Source organism: Alkalihalobacterium chitinilyticum (assembly GCF_029028005.1).
GTDB lineage: Bacteria > Bacillota > Bacilli > Bacillales > Bacillaceae_F > Alkalihalobacterium > Alkalihalobacterium chitinilyticum.
The window spans coordinates 61,153-79,893 of sequence record NZ_JAOTPO010000008.1; the positions used below are offsets into that span (position 1 = coordinate 61,153).

At 37.6% G+C, this 18,741-nt stretch carries 14 protein-coding genes and 1 pseudogene; 6 read left to right on the top strand and 9 right to left on the bottom strand.

The genetic code is table 11. From position 1 onward, the window contains the following. Positions 1-188: 188 nt before the first annotated feature. The 4 genes from N7Z68_RS12635 (at position 189) to N7Z68_RS12650 (ending at position 6,650) form a co-directional block, all read left to right on the top strand. A complete protein-coding gene (locus tag N7Z68_RS12635) occupies positions 189-809 on the top strand; it encodes a class I SAM-dependent methyltransferase (protein ID WP_275118835.1) in 621 nt (206 codons plus the stop codon). A 734-nt stretch (positions 810-1,543) separates the two neighbouring features. After that, positions 1,544-2,689, top strand: a complete 1,146-nt coding sequence (locus N7Z68_RS12640; protein WP_275118989.1) for an ATP-binding protein — start codon at positions 1,544-1,546, stop codon at positions 2,687-2,689. Between the two features lie 828 nt (positions 2,690-3,517). Next, positions 3,518-4,957 (top strand): group II intron reverse transcriptase/maturase, encoded by a 1,440-nt coding sequence (gene ltrA / locus N7Z68_RS12645; protein ID WP_275118836.1) that lies wholly within the window; start codon positions 3,518-3,520, stop codon positions 4,955-4,957. A 274-nt stretch (positions 4,958-5,231) separates the two neighbouring features. Next, complete coding sequence (locus tag N7Z68_RS12650; protein ID WP_373323140.1) at positions 5,232-6,650, top strand: MDR family MFS transporter; 1,419 nt, start codon at positions 5,232-5,234, stop codon at positions 6,648-6,650. 173 nt (positions 6,651-6,823) lie between these two features. Here the strand turns inward: N7Z68_RS12650 and N7Z68_RS12655 are convergent, their stop codons facing one another. The 8 genes and pseudogenes from N7Z68_RS12655 to N7Z68_RS12690 all read right to left on the bottom strand — a co-directional run bounded on the left by N7Z68_RS12655 (position 6,824) and on the right by N7Z68_RS12690 (position 14,980). Beyond that, on the bottom strand, positions 6,824-7,411 hold the full coding sequence (locus tag N7Z68_RS12655; protein ID WP_275118837.1) for a CBO0543 family protein: 588 nt from the start codon (positions 7,409-7,411) through the stop codon (positions 6,824-6,826). A gap of 719 nt (positions 7,412-8,130) precedes the next feature. Continuing rightward, a complete protein-coding gene (locus tag N7Z68_RS12660) occupies positions 8,131-10,230 on the bottom strand; it encodes an SA1320 family protein (protein WP_373323141.1) in 2,100 nt (699 codons plus the stop codon). A 10-nt stretch (positions 10,231-10,240) separates the two neighbouring features. Further along, positions 10,241-11,161, bottom strand: a complete 921-nt coding sequence (locus N7Z68_RS12665; RefSeq protein WP_275118839.1) for a DUF1672 family protein — start codon at positions 11,159-11,161, stop codon at positions 10,241-10,243. Between the two features lie 181 nt (positions 11,162-11,342). Continuing rightward, positions 11,343-11,654 carry a hypothetical protein gene (locus N7Z68_RS12670; RefSeq protein ID WP_275118840.1) on the bottom strand — a complete coding sequence of 104 codons (312 nt, stop codon included), beginning with the start codon at positions 11,652-11,654 and terminating at the stop codon, positions 11,343-11,345. A 15-nt stretch (positions 11,655-11,669) separates the two neighbouring features. Further along, the gene (locus N7Z68_RS12675; protein WP_275118841.1) at positions 11,670-12,590 is read right to left on the bottom strand and encodes a DUF1672 family protein; all 921 of its coding nucleotides are present in this window, start codon (positions 12,588-12,590) and stop codon (positions 11,670-11,672) included. Between the two features lie 182 nt (positions 12,591-12,772). After that, positions 12,773-13,081 (bottom strand): annotated as a pseudogene (locus N7Z68_RS12680) (SA1320 family protein); the annotation flags it as partial. 9 nt (positions 13,082-13,090) lie between these two features. Beyond that, positions 13,091-14,011 carry a DUF1672 family protein gene (locus N7Z68_RS12685; protein ID WP_275118843.1) on the bottom strand — a complete coding sequence of 307 codons (921 nt, stop codon included), beginning with the start codon at positions 14,009-14,011 and terminating at the stop codon, positions 13,091-13,093. 750 nt (positions 14,012-14,761) lie between these two features. After that, positions 14,762-14,980, bottom strand: coding sequence for a PDDEXK family nuclease (locus N7Z68_RS12690; protein WP_275118844.1), 219 nt, complete (start codon positions 14,978-14,980; stop codon positions 14,762-14,764). Between the two features lie 353 nt (positions 14,981-15,333). Between N7Z68_RS12690 and dcm the strand changes: the two genes are divergently transcribed. Continuing rightward, entirely contained in the window at positions 15,334-16,530 is a 1,197-nt protein-coding gene (gene dcm, locus N7Z68_RS12695; protein ID WP_275118845.1) for a DNA (cytosine-5-)-methyltransferase, read from the top strand. Between the two features lie 325 nt (positions 16,531-16,855). Here the strand turns inward: dcm and N7Z68_RS12700 are convergent, their stop codons facing one another. Then, complete coding sequence (locus tag N7Z68_RS12700) at positions 16,856-17,638, bottom strand: hypothetical protein (RefSeq protein ID WP_275118846.1); 783 nt, start codon at positions 17,636-17,638, stop codon at positions 16,856-16,858. A 729-nt stretch (positions 17,639-18,367) separates the two neighbouring features. Here N7Z68_RS12700 and N7Z68_RS12705 point away from each other — a divergent pair. Next, positions 18,368-18,727, top strand: a complete 360-nt coding sequence (locus N7Z68_RS12705; RefSeq protein ID WP_275118847.1) for a hypothetical protein — start codon at positions 18,368-18,370, stop codon at positions 18,725-18,727. The last annotated feature ends 14 nt before the right edge of the window (positions 18,728-18,741 follow it).

Here is an 18,741-nt window from a genome sequence, read left to right on the forward strand (position 1 = left end):
TTAAAGGAATAACGCTTGTAGATGAGGAGTTAACTTTACTGTAGAGTCCAAATTTACCCTGCGGGAGCTTCTCTTGCCAAGCAATTAGATGGGGGGATAATTATAGATTTCTTTAGGGGAAAACTTCAATTGCCATAAATGTGGAAATTACACACGTACGTTTTAATCGATTTTGGGAGGGAAGGTAAATGGGAAAAGAAAAGCTAATTAAAAAGTATGATAATCAGGTAAAGATGTATGAAAGACATCGTAGAAATAAAATGCTTGCTGAGTGGAGAAATAAACTGATTAAACATGCGTCTGGAAGAGTACTGGAGGTTGGTGTTGGTGTTGGGGCCAATTTTCCTTACTATGATAGAGAGCAAGTTGAGATAACTAGTGTTGACTTCAGCCCTAATATGATTAAGAGTGCCAAAGAGGCTGCTTCCGTATATCAAGTAAAAGCAAACTTTATAGAAGCAGATGTTGAAGACCTGATATTTGAAGATAACTCTTTTGATAGCATTGTTTCTACCCTTTCCCTCTGTAGCTATCCTAATCCCATTGCCACATTAAATCAATTTAATCGTTGGTGTCGGAAGGATGGGATCGTATTGCTTATGGAACATGGACTCAGTACCAATCGATTACTTTCTGTTACGCAAAAAATAATTGACCCCCTATACTCAAAGATTTCTGGATGTCATTGTGATAGAGATTTAAGTATGATTTTGGAGAAATCAAATCTTCAAGTGTTACATATAGAACGCTACCGATCAGATATTTTCTATCTAATACGAGCAAAGCCTTCTAAGAATTCGTATGTTTAATGAAGACGAGACTATTAAAAACATTTTGTGTGGAAGAGGACTCGACGAAGAAATAATTCCATTGCGTAAAAGCAACCACGCCTTTTTCTTCACCTTTATTTTAGGTTTGGTTCGACATCTTTAAATCTCTTGTGTTATTAATTGGCAAATTCGGTACAGGGATCAGATGGAGAAATACTCTTTAAACGCTGGCTTGCTATATGCTAACGACTCTAGGAAATACTTATGTTTATGTTAAAACAGGAGTTGTATATGATAATCTTATTAAGTAGCAGGATGCTAGTCAATTACTAGCATATACTATCATCTTTGAGGTGATTTTTTGCTAACTTAGGAGAAATGTTCGGTTTTGATGCATTTATTTAAGTTCTAAGTTTGATAAAGCCTCAGGTAGGTTCCTTAACAAATCACTGGTTGTCACAGTTACATTTGATATGAAGCAAGGGGAGCTCTTGCTTATTTGGTCTTGCAAAATAACTGTAGCAAGAGAGACGTCCCCTGGATTATTGATTTATTCTGCTTTATATTTCAAAAAAGGTTAGAACTTTAATCTTAAAATGTTATTATGGTTGTGATGAAACTATTAGAGATAGATAGAAAGTTGGATTTAAATGTCACTCATAACCAAGGATTTACTTATCAACTTTATGTTGATTATTACCCCAATTTTTCTTGTTAACCTTTACATAATGGAACGAAAGTTTAATCTAAGTGAAGAAATGATTAAAAGAGTAATGATCGTTTTGCTTAGTGTTTGTATAATCCTTGCTTTATCATTTTCCTTTGAATTGACGAAGGGTCTTATTTTTGATTTTCGTACAATACCTTTTATTTTTGGATTGCTTTATGGTGGCCCGAGAATGGGAGCTATTTTATTAGTAGTTCTTCTTTCATATCGTTTTGCTATAGGTGGTGAAGGTGTGTGGGCCGTGTTAATCACCTATCTCATCTTGTATGTATCTGGGTGTTTCACCTGGAAACATTATCAGGAAATGTCTATACGTAAACGATATCTGACGACAATAGGTTTCATGCTTCTTACAGTACTGCTCTTGTTTATCTCAACGGCAATTTTGTTTGGTTCATTTGCTTTTTTTGATATTGTTTTCTGGTTAAATTTCACTATAATCCATGTGGTAGGAGTAATTATCTTTATTCATTTAATTGAAATGATGTTACAAAACTATCAACTTAGAAACGAAATGATACGTAATGAGAAATCAGAGGTTATTAGTCAGTTAGCTGCATCTATTGCTCATGAAGTTAGAAATCCATTGACGACTACCAGTGGAGTAATCCAACTGCTACTAAAAGATGAAGTTAAAGATGAAGAAAAACGTAAGGAATTACTTAAACTTGCTAAACAGGAGTTAAAGCAAGCGGAAAGTGTAATAAGTGATTACTTGCTTGTTGCACGACCATACCAAAATAAGGTGGAAACTTTATCAATCGATGAAATTTTATATCGTTCAATAGAGATCATTCGTCCAATGGCAAATATGAATAATATAAACATTGTAAGTGAATTGGAAAACAATTGTTACGTCACAGGTGAAGTCCAGAAGTTACACCAATCCTTCTTGAACCTAATAAAAAATGGTATTGAAGCAATGCCTAATGGTGGTACATTAACTGTTAAATGTAAAATAATAAAAGGACAATCCAAAGTACAAATTACCATTGCAGACACTGGAATAGGTATGTCAAAACATCAAATCGAGTGTATAGGTGATCCTTATTATTCAACTAAAGAAAACGGAACAGGACTAGGTATGATGGTCGTTTATCGGATAATTGAAGGTATGGGAGGAAAAATTAAAGTCTACAGTGAATTGGAAAAAGGCACTGAATTTAAAATCCTTCTTCCGCAAACCGATTAAAGGGCATGTAGGGTCTGACCTTGTAGTGTTACAACATATGGACACACAAAGACTATAAAGGTAAATATTAAGATCAAATTATTATATTTAAATGGTAAGATAGTGGTTTAGGAGACTATAGGAAAAACAAGGAAACCACTATACATTTGAATTTTTACCCTCTTGCAAAACAAGAGGGTTTGTTGTTGTGCGACGGGCAGTCGCATCTTGTGTAGCTTAAATACACAAATGAATTGTTAAAGGTTGGAGTACGTTACTTCGGTAAAAACGACTCCCGAATCCCAGAAGATTCATGTCACGAAGGTGAAAGTCCTTACTTGGGAGTGCTGGTACAACCCAAGAAGCCTAATCTAGGGCATCGCTGTGAAGTGTTGTCTGAAGGAGATGCAGGAAACCGAGAGGACTGTAGGCGGATATGCAGACCCAAACGAATAGTGAACTACAGAAGCGGCGGGACAAGTTGGCGACCATCCGACAATAATGGGAAGCCTGCCTTATGGTATCTATTTGCCAAAGAACCAGTCGACAAATAGGAGCTTGTTCTGTGAAAGGTAGTGGGTATGCATAGAAGGAAAATGCGGTAACCCCGTGAGATCTCTATCTTCCCTGAAAAGGATGATGATCTATAAGGGTAATCCGAAATGATCATCATGGATGGAGAAGTCAGACGTTCCCATAGTACGGTAGTAGGGATTTGACCAAAACAAATTCTGAACGGAAGGGGAACGACCTTGTGGCTCTACAGCTGTAAAGATGTGTAATGAAAACAGAAAACGTTACTTCGGTAAAAACGAACTGGACGTACACAGTGAAAGGTGTGGAATAAGCTTGAATGAAGAGTTGAAAATGAAATGGCATAGTATTTATGGTCAAATCCTGTTTGACCGTAAGCTGAAAGAAGCATGGCTAAAAGTAAAAGCGAATAATGGTGCTGGTGGAATTGATAAGGTAACGATTGAAAGCTATGAGTGTAAAGAGAATGAAAATCTCGATACTCTATTAGAAAAGCTACGAAAGAAAGAATATCAACCATCTCCTGTTCGAAGAGTTTACATTCCTAAAAAGAACGGTGATAGACGTCCTCTTGGTATTCCAAATGTAGAAGATCGGATTGTACAACAAGCGATCGTCCATGTGTTAGAGCCAAAGTTTGAAGAATCCATCTTTCATAATTGGTCTTGTGGCTATCGCCCCAATCGAGGAGCGAAACGAGTTCTACAAATCATTATGTGGAATATTGAAAAAGGGTATAACTATATTTATGATTGCGATATCAAAGGCTTTTTCGATAACATTCCACATAAGAAACTGATGAAGGTGTTAAACAAGTATATCGCCGATGGGACAACACTAGATATGGTATGGAGTTGGTTAAAAGCTGGTTACATGGAAGAAGGAAAATACAATCAAGTTAATTCTGGCACTCCACAGGGCGGCGTGATCAGTCCATTACTTGCGAACATCTATCTAAACGAACTGGATTGGGAATTAGACTTGAACAATATACGATTTGTGCGCTACGCAGATGATTTTCTTTTGTTTGCGAAAACAGAAGAGGACATTAAGAAAGCGGAACAAATCACGAAAGCAAAGCTAAAAGAGTTAGGTTTAGAGATATCGATAGAGAAGACAAAGGTCGTCAACTTTAATGATGATGATTTTGATTTTCTCGGTTTTACTTTCGAACATTGGAGAAAGCGAAAGAAGGACGGAAAACCTTATTACATAGCGAAACCAAAAGAGAGCACTTGGAAAGATTTTCGCCAGAAAATCAAAATGAAAACGAGAAAAACACTTACTTTCAGCAAAGAGGAATGGATGAAGCGTGTAAATCCTATTATTAGAGGGAAAGTAAATTACTTTCTCACACTTTGGGAAGCCTTAGAAGAAAATAAGAGATATGGTCTTAAAAGTAGCTGTTACTTCAATACATTTGGTAGGGAGCTACTCGCCATTGACGCTTATATAAGGAAAAGGCTAAGAGTAGCTATGCTTCACAAACACCCCAACCAACGGAAAGGCTGGGCAATGACTACCAAATGGAATATTGAGTATTTCGCCATGATAGGACTAATCCCGTCTTTCCTTCAATACTACGGCAAGCAGTACGGTTATCAATTATACGACTACTTACAATATATGAAAGATAAACAAAAGAAAAAGTACAAAAGAGCCGTAGAAAGAGCAAAAGAAAAAGGAGAGAACTATTTCTCTCCTGAACGAACACGTAAAATGAACTATGCCCAACGTATAGCGACTTATAAATAATTCAAGTAACACATTGGTAAGCCGTATGCCTTAGTAGGGCACGTACGGTTTGATGAGGGGGTAGCCACGTAAGTGGTTACCCTACTCTATTTTGTAGTTAAATTTGTTGATCACATTTTACTTTATAAAATCCATCCTCTACAGCATTATGTTAGAATAATATCATCTGAATCAAATTTGCACTGTATAGGAATATATTTCGAATTGCGAAATATACTTATTAAGATATACTTATAGACAGGAAATTAACTTAGTAGATCAGGAGTTTTGCATCGTGGATAATCAGAATTATAATAAGGTACTTATTGCAGGGTTGCTGCTTGTTGGGTCTTTCATAGCTGTATTGAACCAGACGCTCATGATTACGGCGATTCCGCCATTGATAATAGAAATGAATATTACGGCCAACACCGGTCAATGGCTGACAACGGTATTTATGCTGGTGATGGGGATTATGGTCCCGATCTCAGCATTTCTCATTGAAAAGTTTACGACGAGGCAGCTGTTCTTGTCAGCGATGGGAATTTTTACGTTCGGAACGGTAATTGCTGCTGTCGCGACGAATTTTCCTGTGCTGCTTGCTGGGAGAATTATTCAATCGATGGGGGCAGGGGTGATGATCCCCTTAATGCAGACGGTCTTTTTACTCATTTTCCCTGTGGAGCGACGAGGGACCGCGATGGGATACATTGGTCTTGTGATTTCCTTTGCACCAGCGATCGGTCCGGTGTTATCGGGATGGATCGTGACCACTTATGAGTGGCGTTACATGTTTTACGGGATTTTACCGTTAGCGATATTAATGTTAATTGTCGCTTATTTTACTATGAGAAATGTGACCGAGCTTAAAAATCCGAAAGTCGATCCGGTCTCCATTATGTTATCGACCTTTGGTTTTGGAGGACTTCTTTACGGGTTCACCAGTGCAGGGAATAACGGTTGGGGGAACTGGCAAACGCTGCTTTTCCTTGTCTTAGGTTCACTGACGATTTACATTTTTATTCGACGCCAGCTAGGGTTAGCGCGCCCGATGCTCGAATTCCGGGTGTTTAAAGCGAAAATGTTTACCCTATCAACCATTATTTGTAGCATTGGCTTTTTGGGTCTAATTGGACTGGAGACACTCATTCCTCTATATATGTACAATATGCGCGAGTTTACAGCCGTCGAAGCAGGAATGGTGTTGCTTCCGGGAGCCTTGATTACAGGGTTTATGGCACCAATTACTGGACGACTGTTTGACCGGTATGGTGCGCGGGTGTTAGCGATACCTGGCCTGATCATTATGACGATTTCATCGTTTGCCTTTTTGTTCATTGATACAAACACGTCGCTTTTGTATTTAAGTGTGATGTATGCGATCAGGATGTTCGGCTTCGGGATGGTGATGATGCCAGTTAACACTGCCGGATTAAATCAAATTCCAAGAAAGCTGATTCCCCACGGGTCAGCGGTGACAAATACGATTCGCCAAATGTCAGCGTCGATTGGAACGGGACTGCTGGTCACAGCCATGACAACCGCTGAAAGAGCGGGTTCTAACTTCCCGCAAATTGCAAACCCAGATATCTTTGGTGCGATCGTTGCCTTTGGGATGATTGCAGCATTAACCTTTGTCTCCTTAATTCTTGGATTTAAAGTGACGAAAACGGAAACACCAACTGATGAACAATGGGAAAAAGGGGCGAGTTAGGGTTGTTTTAAAAACTTCTGTTACATTGAAAGGCAATAGGAAAACCAGCGTACCCTATTCACAGATGACTAGGTACGCTGGTTTGTTGATTTTTTGACGTAAACTATGCACTAGAACCACTGACAGAATTATCTATTTTGGTAATTACGCCCACAAAAAAGAGATGTACGTTGTTATACCTCTCTATACTTAGGGGAATTTTGCATCTTCAAGAAAAGGTTTGTAATAAGCTTTGAAAATAAAAATATGATGCAATACAAAATAAATAGATGAAAATAATTAGTCCCTTTATTTAAAACAAATAAATTTAGATGTACCAAAATAGGTTTAAATGCAAAGGCTAATATGAGTGACAACGCAATAGAATAAATATAAAAATTCTTCTTATGGTTTATTGTCCATTGATAAATAATCATATACACAACTGGAATTAAAGCGGCATCTAAGGATAGGTTACCAGGAATGTATGGAATTAACTCAAAGGGATAACTGAAAAAACCATGTTTAACACCTGCTATATTAATATAACTGAACCAAATGTGAATGTTCGTACCATAAAAACCCAAGAGAAAAATATTCTTCCTATCTATAACAAAATACAAAAAAACTAAGGGAATTATAAACATAAATAAAACGATCTTAAAACCCCAGGTATCAATATGGGAATATTGTTGCCAAAACTCTAGCTGGGTTTGGGTTAGTTTTTCAGTCATTGAGGTTATTTTATCAAGGGCATCCAAATGTTCTTTTGACGTCAACATAAAATAAATCCCACCCTTTTTAATTTTATTATTGGTAAGGAATTTTGAAATTATCCATGATAAGTGCTGTATAGTACAAAAATATACATAATAGAAGAATAAGTATTATAGAGACGAATTACTTAAAGTGATGAGCAATAATTGAATGTTACTCATAAGTTAAATTTAAGTTAGGGAAAAATGAAATGTATTAATGAAATAATCCGTTTTTGCTTAGAGTGAAAGCCGTTTGTTTGAAGGCATGGACAATCGTTGGCAGTAACGTATCGATTGAAGTGGAGGTAGGAACTTAGCGGAAAGGTAGGCGATTTGGGCTCGATCCCATAGACCGCTAATGTCTGTAGCTCGGCTGAAAAATGGTTTGATGGCTTTGACGAGTGGTGCATGTAACGTAAGTGGACTCTGAGGCCCTTATTTCGATGAAAATGGCCATTCTAGCGGTGTTAGCGGACTCAGAAGCCGTTATTACCTATGAATCACGTGGAAACCTACGCAATTTTGCTAGATAAGGGCTTCTCAGTCCGTTACGATTGTGAAATTACCGATTTTTTCACAAATAGAGGCCTCTCAGTCCGCTTAGCAATTGGGTGTAGCGCATTATTGACAGTGTTTTCCACTCATTCAGAATTCTGGGTCTGACCTCCACTCCAGTAAAGTATTACCCAGTGGGGGACAGACCTCGAACAGGTTCAAATATAGGCGAATTCCAGTTAAATGGATCATCCGTAAAGTGTTCCACGTTCCAACTGTTCTTCGAGTTTGCCCATATTTTGACGTACACTATTTCCAGTTAGTTGAAGTGCTTTAATGGCTTTTCCTTGATTATGGGACAATTGATACACTATATCATTAAAAAGTAGCTCCATTTCTTTTAGAATAGAGCAAGCAGCGGTGTTGTAGAGTGTCACGTTTTGGAAGCGTTGTTTACTAAAAATGGCGGAGTCAATATAAGGTCTCAATTCATCCACCAGGGTCGGGTAATTATCTCGGAGCGCTGACAAGCCGTTTCTTATGCCTTTAATGGTTTCCAATAAATCATCTAGTGGGTATAGGGCATTATTGACAGCGTTTTTCACTCGTGTATCGTAATCGGAAAATAAGCTCATGGCTAAGCCAGGTACATTACCGTAAAGTGCAAGGTTTGTTGCTGTGTTAATTGAAAATCTAGCGCTGTTTCCAAGGGTTTCGATGGTTCGAAGGATGAAATCCAAACTTGAGGTTATTCCACTAATGATTGGATTTGTACTTTGTTTAAAGGTCGTTGTCGCTGCAGCTACTGCTATCTTTTTTATTCTCATATGCATCATTAAGTAGGGGGACTCTTCCAATTGAACGGCACTTGTCTTAAGTACATCAGATAAATTTAGAGCACTACTTATCGATTTTCTTTGACTCAAACTGAGATCAAGGAGATGAAATTTCTCTCCAGTCGCAACAACTTGAGACTGATACTCTGACAGTTGTGTGATCGCTCGCTCCTGATTTTGCTGGACAATGTACAAATGCGACTTCAGTTCTCCCACTACAAAATCATAGAATTTGTTTTGACCACCTCGAAGGACTTCTGCAAGGCGATCCATTGTAATGTTGTGGAGCCCGTCTGTTAGTCTATCAACCATATCTTCTAATTCATAGAGCTTGTTTCGGATTTCTTGACAAATGCTTTCCACGCTAATGTCTTTTCTTGCAAGAAATTCGAACAGTTCCATTGGAGGAGAATTCAGGACATAATTGAGTGAACGGCACCTTGTTTCTAATTGGTTTAAGATCGTATGTAATGCAGCAACCATTTCTTTCAGTCTTCTATTTTTCTCATTAAGCAGCTGATTGGTTTCTCGCCGTATCATCTCCTGAAAAACAGTGCGAAGGGTGTTTAATCGTTTGTCGATGTCTGCTCCTTCAGCTTCGACGATGGCAACAGAGCTGTTTATATAGGTTTGTGTTCTTTTCAGCCGTTCGATTACTTTCGTTTCCAATCCATCACCGAGTTTGAGTAAATGTTCACGGTCAATACGGATAGGAATCGATCTACCCCCATATAGTGGTTCTCCTGTCCAGATACTTGTCACAATATGCTCATGGGCATCCATATATATTTTTACATAATCAATGGTTCCTGGTTCGCCGCTCTCATAATAGGGGACGTGTTGCCCGTTTTGACGTACATAGCCTGTATGATTAGGACCTAATGCTTCTAAAGAAGGAATGCCATGATAGATATCATACTGATTGCCGGGTACGCGGTGATCAAGTTGTCCGGCACGAATACTTAAATTGAGGATATCATACTGACTAATATAATTTGTAATGTTAGGATATTCAGCATCTTGTACAACCAACCCCGAAGGCAACAAGGCAGGATTAATCGTGACTGACTTTACCTCAGGGTTTTTCACCGCCACGCTATTTGCGAGTGCGCCGCCTAGTGAGTTCCCACATACATAGGAAATGGAATGCCCGCTTTTTGCAAGTTCGGCTTGCATTTGTAAATAATATTCGTTGGCTGCACGCAATTGAGGAGGGGTGGGCTCATTTAATAACCGCACATTGGTCTTCAAATCTTGCATTCCGTGTTCGGCATGTACATTCGTACCGACAAAGGCCATAATAAACTCACCCGTGTTGACATTCTGCAAAGTTAAAGCATCAAGGCCGGTGGGGTGGTTGTAGTTGGTGTCATAAACACTGAAACTTGAAGCAGCCAGTCTTATTGTATCCTCTTCATTATATTCAATATAAGCATGAAGACCAGCTATTTGTACAAGCTCTGAATTAGTCGTTGTATAGGTAATGACTTGGGGTATAATCAAGTTATTCATAATCTCCCTCCTATTGTCTCATGATCTTATTAGAGCCTCGAATAACTAATCTATTATCTCTATTTCCATTTCCAGTGTGCTTATTGATGTTATTATCATATAGCCTTATTGAATAGCTGCCACGTGGAAACTCGTTTCTAGTTTCGATATCTGAGAGGATTTGTTGAAATAGCTTTTCATCTGGTTTTGTATCAAATTCTTTCATATATAGATTGATTGCAAAATTGACTTGTTCAGCATCATATTCCATTACATCAAAATGATCTAATAATTCCTCTTTACTAACTTCAGGATTGTTTAGGTAAAGCTCAAGGATGGGTAAAAATTCATCATTAACAAGTAAATGCGAAATAAAATAATAGGGTGTTGTATAACCTGATTTTGTAACATTATTCATTGCTTCCTGGCGAATACCCACGACAGGATATTTATTCGTTAATTCTTTAAAATACTCATCCAATATCTTTAGCTCTTCCTCTATCATCATTGCAAATAGTCCACTAAAAATTGCACTTTCTACCTGCATCTCGACTGTCCAAATATCATCAGGAAAAATCTTTCCTTCATTCGCATCAACCGGCATCATCGCAAAGGTGTGAAACTTAGGCTCGTTAGGTGATTCAACAAACACCATGATTCCGTGCTTTGCACCAACAGCGTTATGAACGGTGACTTCTGTTTTATATTCCTCTAGAAAAAAACTTTGGGTTGCCTCTGCAATTTCCTCGAACTTTTCCTTTGCAATAGGGTCATTTAATTGTCCGTCTGGCAGGCGGTATCCTTCGCCAGTGTAGTCATTTACACTGACATATACTTCTCTAGCATGTCGTTCTTCGGGTGTCTCAGTGATTTCATCCATTGCGTTACATCCTCCAATCATGAGTGGTGGTATTATTAAAGAGATTGCTAGTACGATTGATTTTATTTTCATGTTATATCCTCCTGAACCTTCATGCATAAAAACAACTCTACCCATTAGTTTAGCGGATAATAGTAAAAAATGGAGCTTCAAATTACAATTATATCCATAAAATATAAAAATGAGAGTTTGGTTGGAGAAGGGTGTTAAAAGAGTCCATAAAATTGGCGATGATTTAGGAATTTAGGGATAGTTAATAAGGGGGAGGGGTGGGCTCATTTAATAACCGCACATTGGTCTTCAAATCTTGCATTCCGTGTTCGGCATGTACATTCGTACCAACAAAGGCCATAATAAACTCACTCGTGTTGACGTTCTGCAAAGTTAAAGCATCAAGGCCGGTGGGGTGGTTGTAGTTGGTGTGGTAAACTTCATATGCTGAACCGTTCGTATGTACTATTACTCCTTCATCATAGTCGAAGTATGCATGTAAGCCAGCAAGTTCAACTAGTTGAGAATCATAATTCATATTTGTATTAACAGACGGTATAGCTAAATTGTTCATTTTGCTTTCCCCCCTTTAATCTTTAATAATATGTTCAAGCTGACCTTCGCGAAGTGAATTATCCTTACTCCCTATACCCGTAAACATGCTGATAGTATTATCATGTAGAAAAAAAGTATATCTTCCCCTAGGGACCTCTTCAGAATGAGTTATATCCCTTATCAACATATTAATTATTTCTTCATCGGGTTCAACATCAGGTTCATTCATGTATAAATTAACAACGAATGATAATTTCTCTGCGTCATAACTATTTTTGTCAAAATAAGTTCTTAATTCCTCCTTAGAAATATTTGGGTTATCCAAGTATACTCTGTTTATTTGATTTAGTTCTTCCTCTAACAAAGAGGGTTGAATAAAATAATAGGGTGTTGTATATCCTGATTTTTTAACTTTATTAATAGCTTCCTGTTTTAATCCGACAATTGGATATTTTTCAATGAGTTTTACAAAGTATTCGTCAAGCGTTGAAAACTCATCCTCCAGAATCATTGCCAGCAATCCACCAAAAAGTGCCTGCTCTACCTGCATCTCGACTGTCCAAATATCATCAGGAAAAATCTTTCCTTCATTCGCATCAACCGGCATCATCGCAAAGGTGTGAAACTTAGGCTCGTTAGGTGATTCAACAAACACCATGATTCCGTGCTTTGCACCAACAGCGTTATGAACGGTGACTTCTGTTTTATATTCCTCTAGAAAAAAACTTTGGGTTGCCTCTGCAATTTCCTCGAACTTTTCCTTTGCAATAGGGTCATTTAATTGTCCGTCTGGCAGGCGGTATCCTTCGCCAGTGTAGTCATTTACACTGACATATACTTCTCTAGCATGTCGTTCTTCGGGTGTCTCAGTGATTTCATCCATTGCGTTACATCCTCCAATCATGAGTGGTGGTATTATTAAAGAGATTGCTAGTACGATTGATTTTATTTTCATGTTATATCCTCCTGAACCTTCATGCATAAAAACAACTCTACCCATTAGTTTAGCGGATAATAGTAAAAAATGGAGCTTCAAATTACAATTATATCCATAAAATATAAAAATGAGAGTTTGGTTGGAGAAGGGTGTTAAAAGAGTCCATAAAATTGGCGATGATTTAGGAATTTAGGGATAGTTAATAAGGGGGAGGTGGGCTCATTTAATAACCGCACATTGGTCTTCAAATCTTGCATTCCGTGTTCGGCATGTACATTCGTACCAACAAAGGCCATAATAAATTCACCCGTGCTGACGTTCTGCAAAGTTAAAGCATCAAGGCCGGTGGGATGGTTGTAGTTGGTGTGGTAAACTAGGAATTCTGATTTATTAATTTCAATCCTGTTAAGTTCTCGATGTTCAAGATAAGCATGAAGGCCCGCTAATTGAACAAGTTCTGGATCAGTCGTTGTATTCATAGTAAGTTTTGGTATAATCAGGTTATTCATGATTCCCCCCTAATTCCTAATTATTCCATTAGGACTTATAATCCTTAAACTGTTGTCTTTACTACCAATTCCTGAGTACTTGTTAATTTTATTATCGTGTAAAAAGATGGAATAATGTCCTCTAGGAAAGCCTTCTCTTGTTTCAATATCTGAAATAATTTGTTGGAATATTTCTTCATCTGGCTCTGAATTTGGTTCTTTCATATATAAATCTATGGCAAAATGAAAGTTATCTGCTTCATAATCCATAATATCAAAATTCTCCTTTAATTCTTCTTTACTAATATTCGGGTTATTAAAATAGAGCTCATTAATTTGTGGATAAACGTCTAACAAATTTGAGTGAGCAATAAAATAATACGGAGTTGTATAACCATTTTTTGTCGCATTGTTTATTGCTTCCTTTCGTATACCTACAACTGGATATATCACCGTTAATTCCTTAAAGTATTCTTCAAGTATCTGAAGCTCTTCTTTCATCACCATCGCTAACATTCCAGAGAAAAGATCCCGTTCTACAACATTTTCCACTGTCCAAATATCTTCAGGAAAGATCTTTTCTTCATTTGCATCGACAGGCATCATCGCAAAGGTGTGGAATTTAGGCTCATTTGGTGATTCGACAAACACCATAATCCCATGCTTTGCACCAACAGCGTTATGAACGACGACTTCTGTTTTATATTCCTCTAGAAAAAACTGTTGTGTGGCCTCTGCAATTTCCTCGAACTTTTCTTTTGCGATAGGATCGTTTCTTTGCCCATCAGGTAAATCTTTTTCTTCGCCAGTGTAGTCATTTACACTGACATACGCTTCTCTAGCATGTCGTTCTTCGGGTGTCTCTGTGATTTCATCCATTGCATTACATCCTCCGATCATGAGTGGTGGTATTATTAAAGAGATTGCTAGTACGATTGATTTTATTTTCATGTTATATCCTCCTGAACCTTCATGCCTAAATACAACTCTACCCATTAGTTTAGCGGATAATAGTAAAAAATGGAGCTTCAAATTACAATTATATCCATAAAATGCAAAAATGAGAGTTTGGTTGGAGACGGGTGTTAAAAGAGTACATAAAATTGGCGATGATTTAGGAATTTAGGGATAGTTAATAAGGGGGAGGGGGATTTAATAACTGTTTTCGCAGTGATCGGTTTTCCGTCAGGGATAATGATTAGATATCTTATGCTGCAGGGTAATCGTTTCTGACTTGAGTTATGGCGTGTGAGTGGTGGGCTGATCTTCTTTTGTTTCGTTAAACGACCAAAGCAAAAGAACCATTCCTGTGCTTCTTGAGAAGGTACAAATGCAGGCGCTCAGCAACTTTCGCGGACTGAGAGACCCTTATTTCGATGAAAATGGCCATTCTAGAGGTGTTAGCGGACTCACAAGACCTTATTTCCTATGAATCACGTGAAAACCAACGGAATTTTGCTGGATAAGGGCCTCTCAGTCCGTTGCGATCGTGAAATTACCGATTTTTTCACAAATAGAGGCCTCTCAGTCCGCTTAGCAAAAAATCTCGCGCGGTTATTGGTTTAAGTATTTCGTATGCAAATAGGGAATGGTTTGAATGTAATCAGCGAATGCAGCCTAGCATATTAAGATTAACTAGTAGCCCCACTAAGTTGGATAGCCGCATTCGTATTAGAAAAATGAAAGAAACAGCATTTCACTTCAATGTAAAATGCTGCTTTCTAGACATTTAATAGGGCCACCTCTTGTTGAATGAATAGTTTCTTTAGCAGCAAGTACGAATGCTTCAATCCGATCAACAACCTCATTTAAATCTTCTTTTATTTCATGTTCCCAAACGCGCATCACGTTCCAACTATTTTCCAAATAATAGGCGTTTACACTTTCATCGCGTTCCTTATTTCGAGTTATTTTATTCATCCAATAGTCTCGGTTTGTCTTTGGTATATTCCCGTGAATGGGGCAGCCATGCCAGAAGCAAGAGTCAATAAGCACCAAGACTTGTTTATACCGTTGTTGATTTTGTAGAGGGTAGGAAAATAACGAGATTGACGATTGAAATTTACGAACAATTGTTCTATAATAAAAAAGGACAAGTGTGCTAGTTAAGTAGCTATAAAACTTAGGATTACCATTTATATTTCTAGTATAGTAAGATAAAATAGCTAGAAAAGAACTAAACTAAGAAAAGATTTGTATGAAAAAACAAAATAAATGAAATTCACATGAATAGTGATAAAATATAGGAATAACAAGTAGAGGAGAACCGCTAGATGGAATTTAAAGTTGCTAGTTTATTTGCTGGTGTCGGTGGTATTTGTTTAGGGTTTAAAAATGCAACCTTCGCAGACAATTCATATAAAATGGTTTGGGCCAATGAAATCGACGAATATGCTGTAGAAACGTACAAGACGAATTTCAACCATGCAATGATTGATGGAGACATTGAAAAAATCTTACAACCGGATCGTGAAGAAGATGAGGAAAAACGAGAAGTATATTATCAAAAACGTGAACAGCTTTTACACCATAAAATTGATGTCCTTACTGCGGGCTTTCCTTGTCAGGCGTTCAGCATTGCCGGATATAGAAAAGGATTTGATGATGAAAGAGGCAATCTCTTTTTAAGTATTATTGATCTGATCCAACAATTAGGACAAAGGCACGATAAGCCGAAAATGCTGTTCTTAGAAAATGTAAAAAACTTAAAGTCTCACGACAAGGGAAGAACCTATAGAGTTATAAAAGAAAAGCTGGAAGAAGAAGGGTACACTGTAAAAGAAGCGGTGTTGAATACAAAAGAGTATACGAGATTGCCGCAAAACAGAGAGAGAATTTACATTATCGCTTTTCGAGACTCTAAAGAAGCTGAGAACTTCCTCATGTTTAACCACCTTGAAGACTATAAAGTGGAACGAAATGATGAGAAAAGAATCGAGGATATTAAGAGTGTGCTAGACTTACATTTATCAGAATCAGTGGCTGGCAAATACTATTATACGAAAGAAAAATATCCTGATTACTTTTTAACCGAAACAGAATATAAAAATATCGATGAAGAAATTCGAAAAGAACATCGGATTAATATCGATGAAGAAATTACAGAAGAGTATGAGTTTTATCAAGTTAGAAGAGGGATGTATGTTAGAAAGAACATGAACGGAGTATGTCCTACTCTTACTGCCAATATGGGAACGGGCGGCCACAATGTGGCACTTATTAAAGTCAAAGACGGTGTAAGGAAATTAACACCTGCAGAGACGTTTAAACTACAAGGTTTTCCTGTTGGTAATGGCTACAAATTACCAGAGACTTATAAAGGACGTCCGTTTTCTGACGGCAGGCTCTACAAACAAGCAGGGAACGCGGTGTCTGTAGACGTAGCACAATTAATCGCAACAGAAATGTTAAAAGCGGTAGAAGCAGCAAAACAACCGCAAGATGATAAATCCGAATTAGTACCTAATTAATTTAATTATGCAATGGTAGAAGGCAATCTTATAAAATTGCCTTCTATTTTTTTGGCAAAGCACACTTTCCAGAGCAGGGGTCTTGCTTTTAAATGATCTGTGGTTTGTGAAATTAAGTCTTTACTAAGCATTCGAGTAGGTGATTATGTCATTGGCTGTTGCGTCATGTTCTCCAATGTGGGCATCGATTCGGCTTAGAAGATCACAAAGCTGTCGGCCGAGCGGTTTCGAATAGACTTTGTCAAGGTAGGTTCATATGCTCAATACGAGGATGACTTTAAAGGAAGTAAAAGCAGTAGGGCGAGTGATACCATCTTTATATTTGTTACAGCTCTTGGATCATTCTGTTTACATCGTGTAAATCTCCAGTCTGTAAATAGTAGTTGTCAGCATCTAGCTTGTTTTTTTCTGCTATACGGTTGATATAGGCATGTTGTGGAATAAAATAGTTGTTTTCAATCATCCATACGAGTGTGTTTCTTGTCATACAACCAGGAAGATCAAAAGAAAACTCTTCAGCCAATATAATTTGCCTTAATTCATCTTCAGGAACATCAGGTGTAAAATAGAGTCTATTCTGCATCAATAGGTTTTCAGCGAATGGATCGACCCGAACCAAAACAAAATAATCGTAAAATTCGTCACCCGTTCCTAAGTTAGGAACATATAGACCTTCATTATTCCAGTCCTCAGCTTCTAGCAGCAACAGCTGTCCAAACGCTTTGGTTGATTTCACTGCAATTTTTTTGCCACCGTAAGTGAAGTCACTAGAATCCCATTCACCTTCACCAAACATCTCTGTATCCGGTCTTTCAACATCAATTCCATGGTTTTGTAAAACTTGATATAAAGCGAATTCTGCAAGTTTACCTTGAAAAGCATCTGCAAAAATGGCACCATTTCCTCTTCTAGCCGTTCCGCCTGATCGATGATTACGATGGTGGCCTTGTTGACCAAAACTCATACCATAAGCAAAATCGAAAACTTCCTCAATCACTTCCATTCCGAAACTACCCATCGCGTCAAAATCTTTCGTGTTGTTAAATTGATAAACGTTTTTATGGGTACCGTCTTCAGGGTCAAACTGTCGTCTTTCTGTTAGTCTCATAACAACACCTCCAATTGTAACTTTTACAATAGCATCAATCCCTCAGCAGGAATTATATAAGTTTTGGCTTATAATACAATTGAAACAACTTGACCCCCTTGCTTACAAACTCCACTTTTCTCTACTATACAATGAATTGCGATAAACAGTTAGTAAATTTTCCCTAAAGTAATTACTATAATAATAGAAGTAGAACTTATACCGTTTTATCTATCCAAACTATAAACTATAGAGAAGCGGGGGACAGATCCCCACATTCCAAGGGAGAGTTTCACTATTTTAGCTATATTAAAAATGGAACTGCGTAAAGTGATTTCGGATACATTATCGACCTCAAAGGACTATCATTTACAAGTCTTTGGGATTGAAAAGGAATAGAGTATTTCTTTGAATTTGACAGAAACAGCTGCGCGTCAATGTGCCTGATCTGCCTTAGCATATTTGTTTCAATGACTGTTACATAAAGCACTAAAAATACATGCCTGTTGGATTGTATTTTTGCATTCCGAACAGGCATTTATTTTATATTAATCTGACCAAAGGGGACGGTTCTTTTGCTTATATTGTTTCGCTCAAAAAGAAGCACAAGAACCGTCCATTGCATCTTATGCTTAATTACTTTATTAATCAAAACAATTTTCTCCTACTTGTGTAGTTTGTCTATACAGATACATAAATCAGGCATATTGTACTGTGAGCAGTTAATTTTAATGATTGGGAGGAATTTGTATGGGTATAGGACCTCGAGATGGTAAATGTTTTGTTGAAACTCATGTAGAAAATGCTTTTATATTTCAACCTTGTGATGGTTCACCGGTGACCTACTTCTGGGATAATACAGAAAACCATAATAAAACAATGGTAAAACTGACTAATTTTAGTCCAGCATGTGAGATGGAACTAACCATTGTCGGACCAAATAATAATGTGATTTATAAAGGTGGTCCTTTTGGTGCAACTGAGCGTATTTTTCAGGCAGAAGATGTTCGGCGCATTCGAGTAACGTGTACCGGTGAAAATCCAGATGTGTTTTGTCAAGGTTTTCTTGTCATTCAAAAGACGTTCTGTATATGTTGCAACGACTTTTAAACGTATTCGTACAG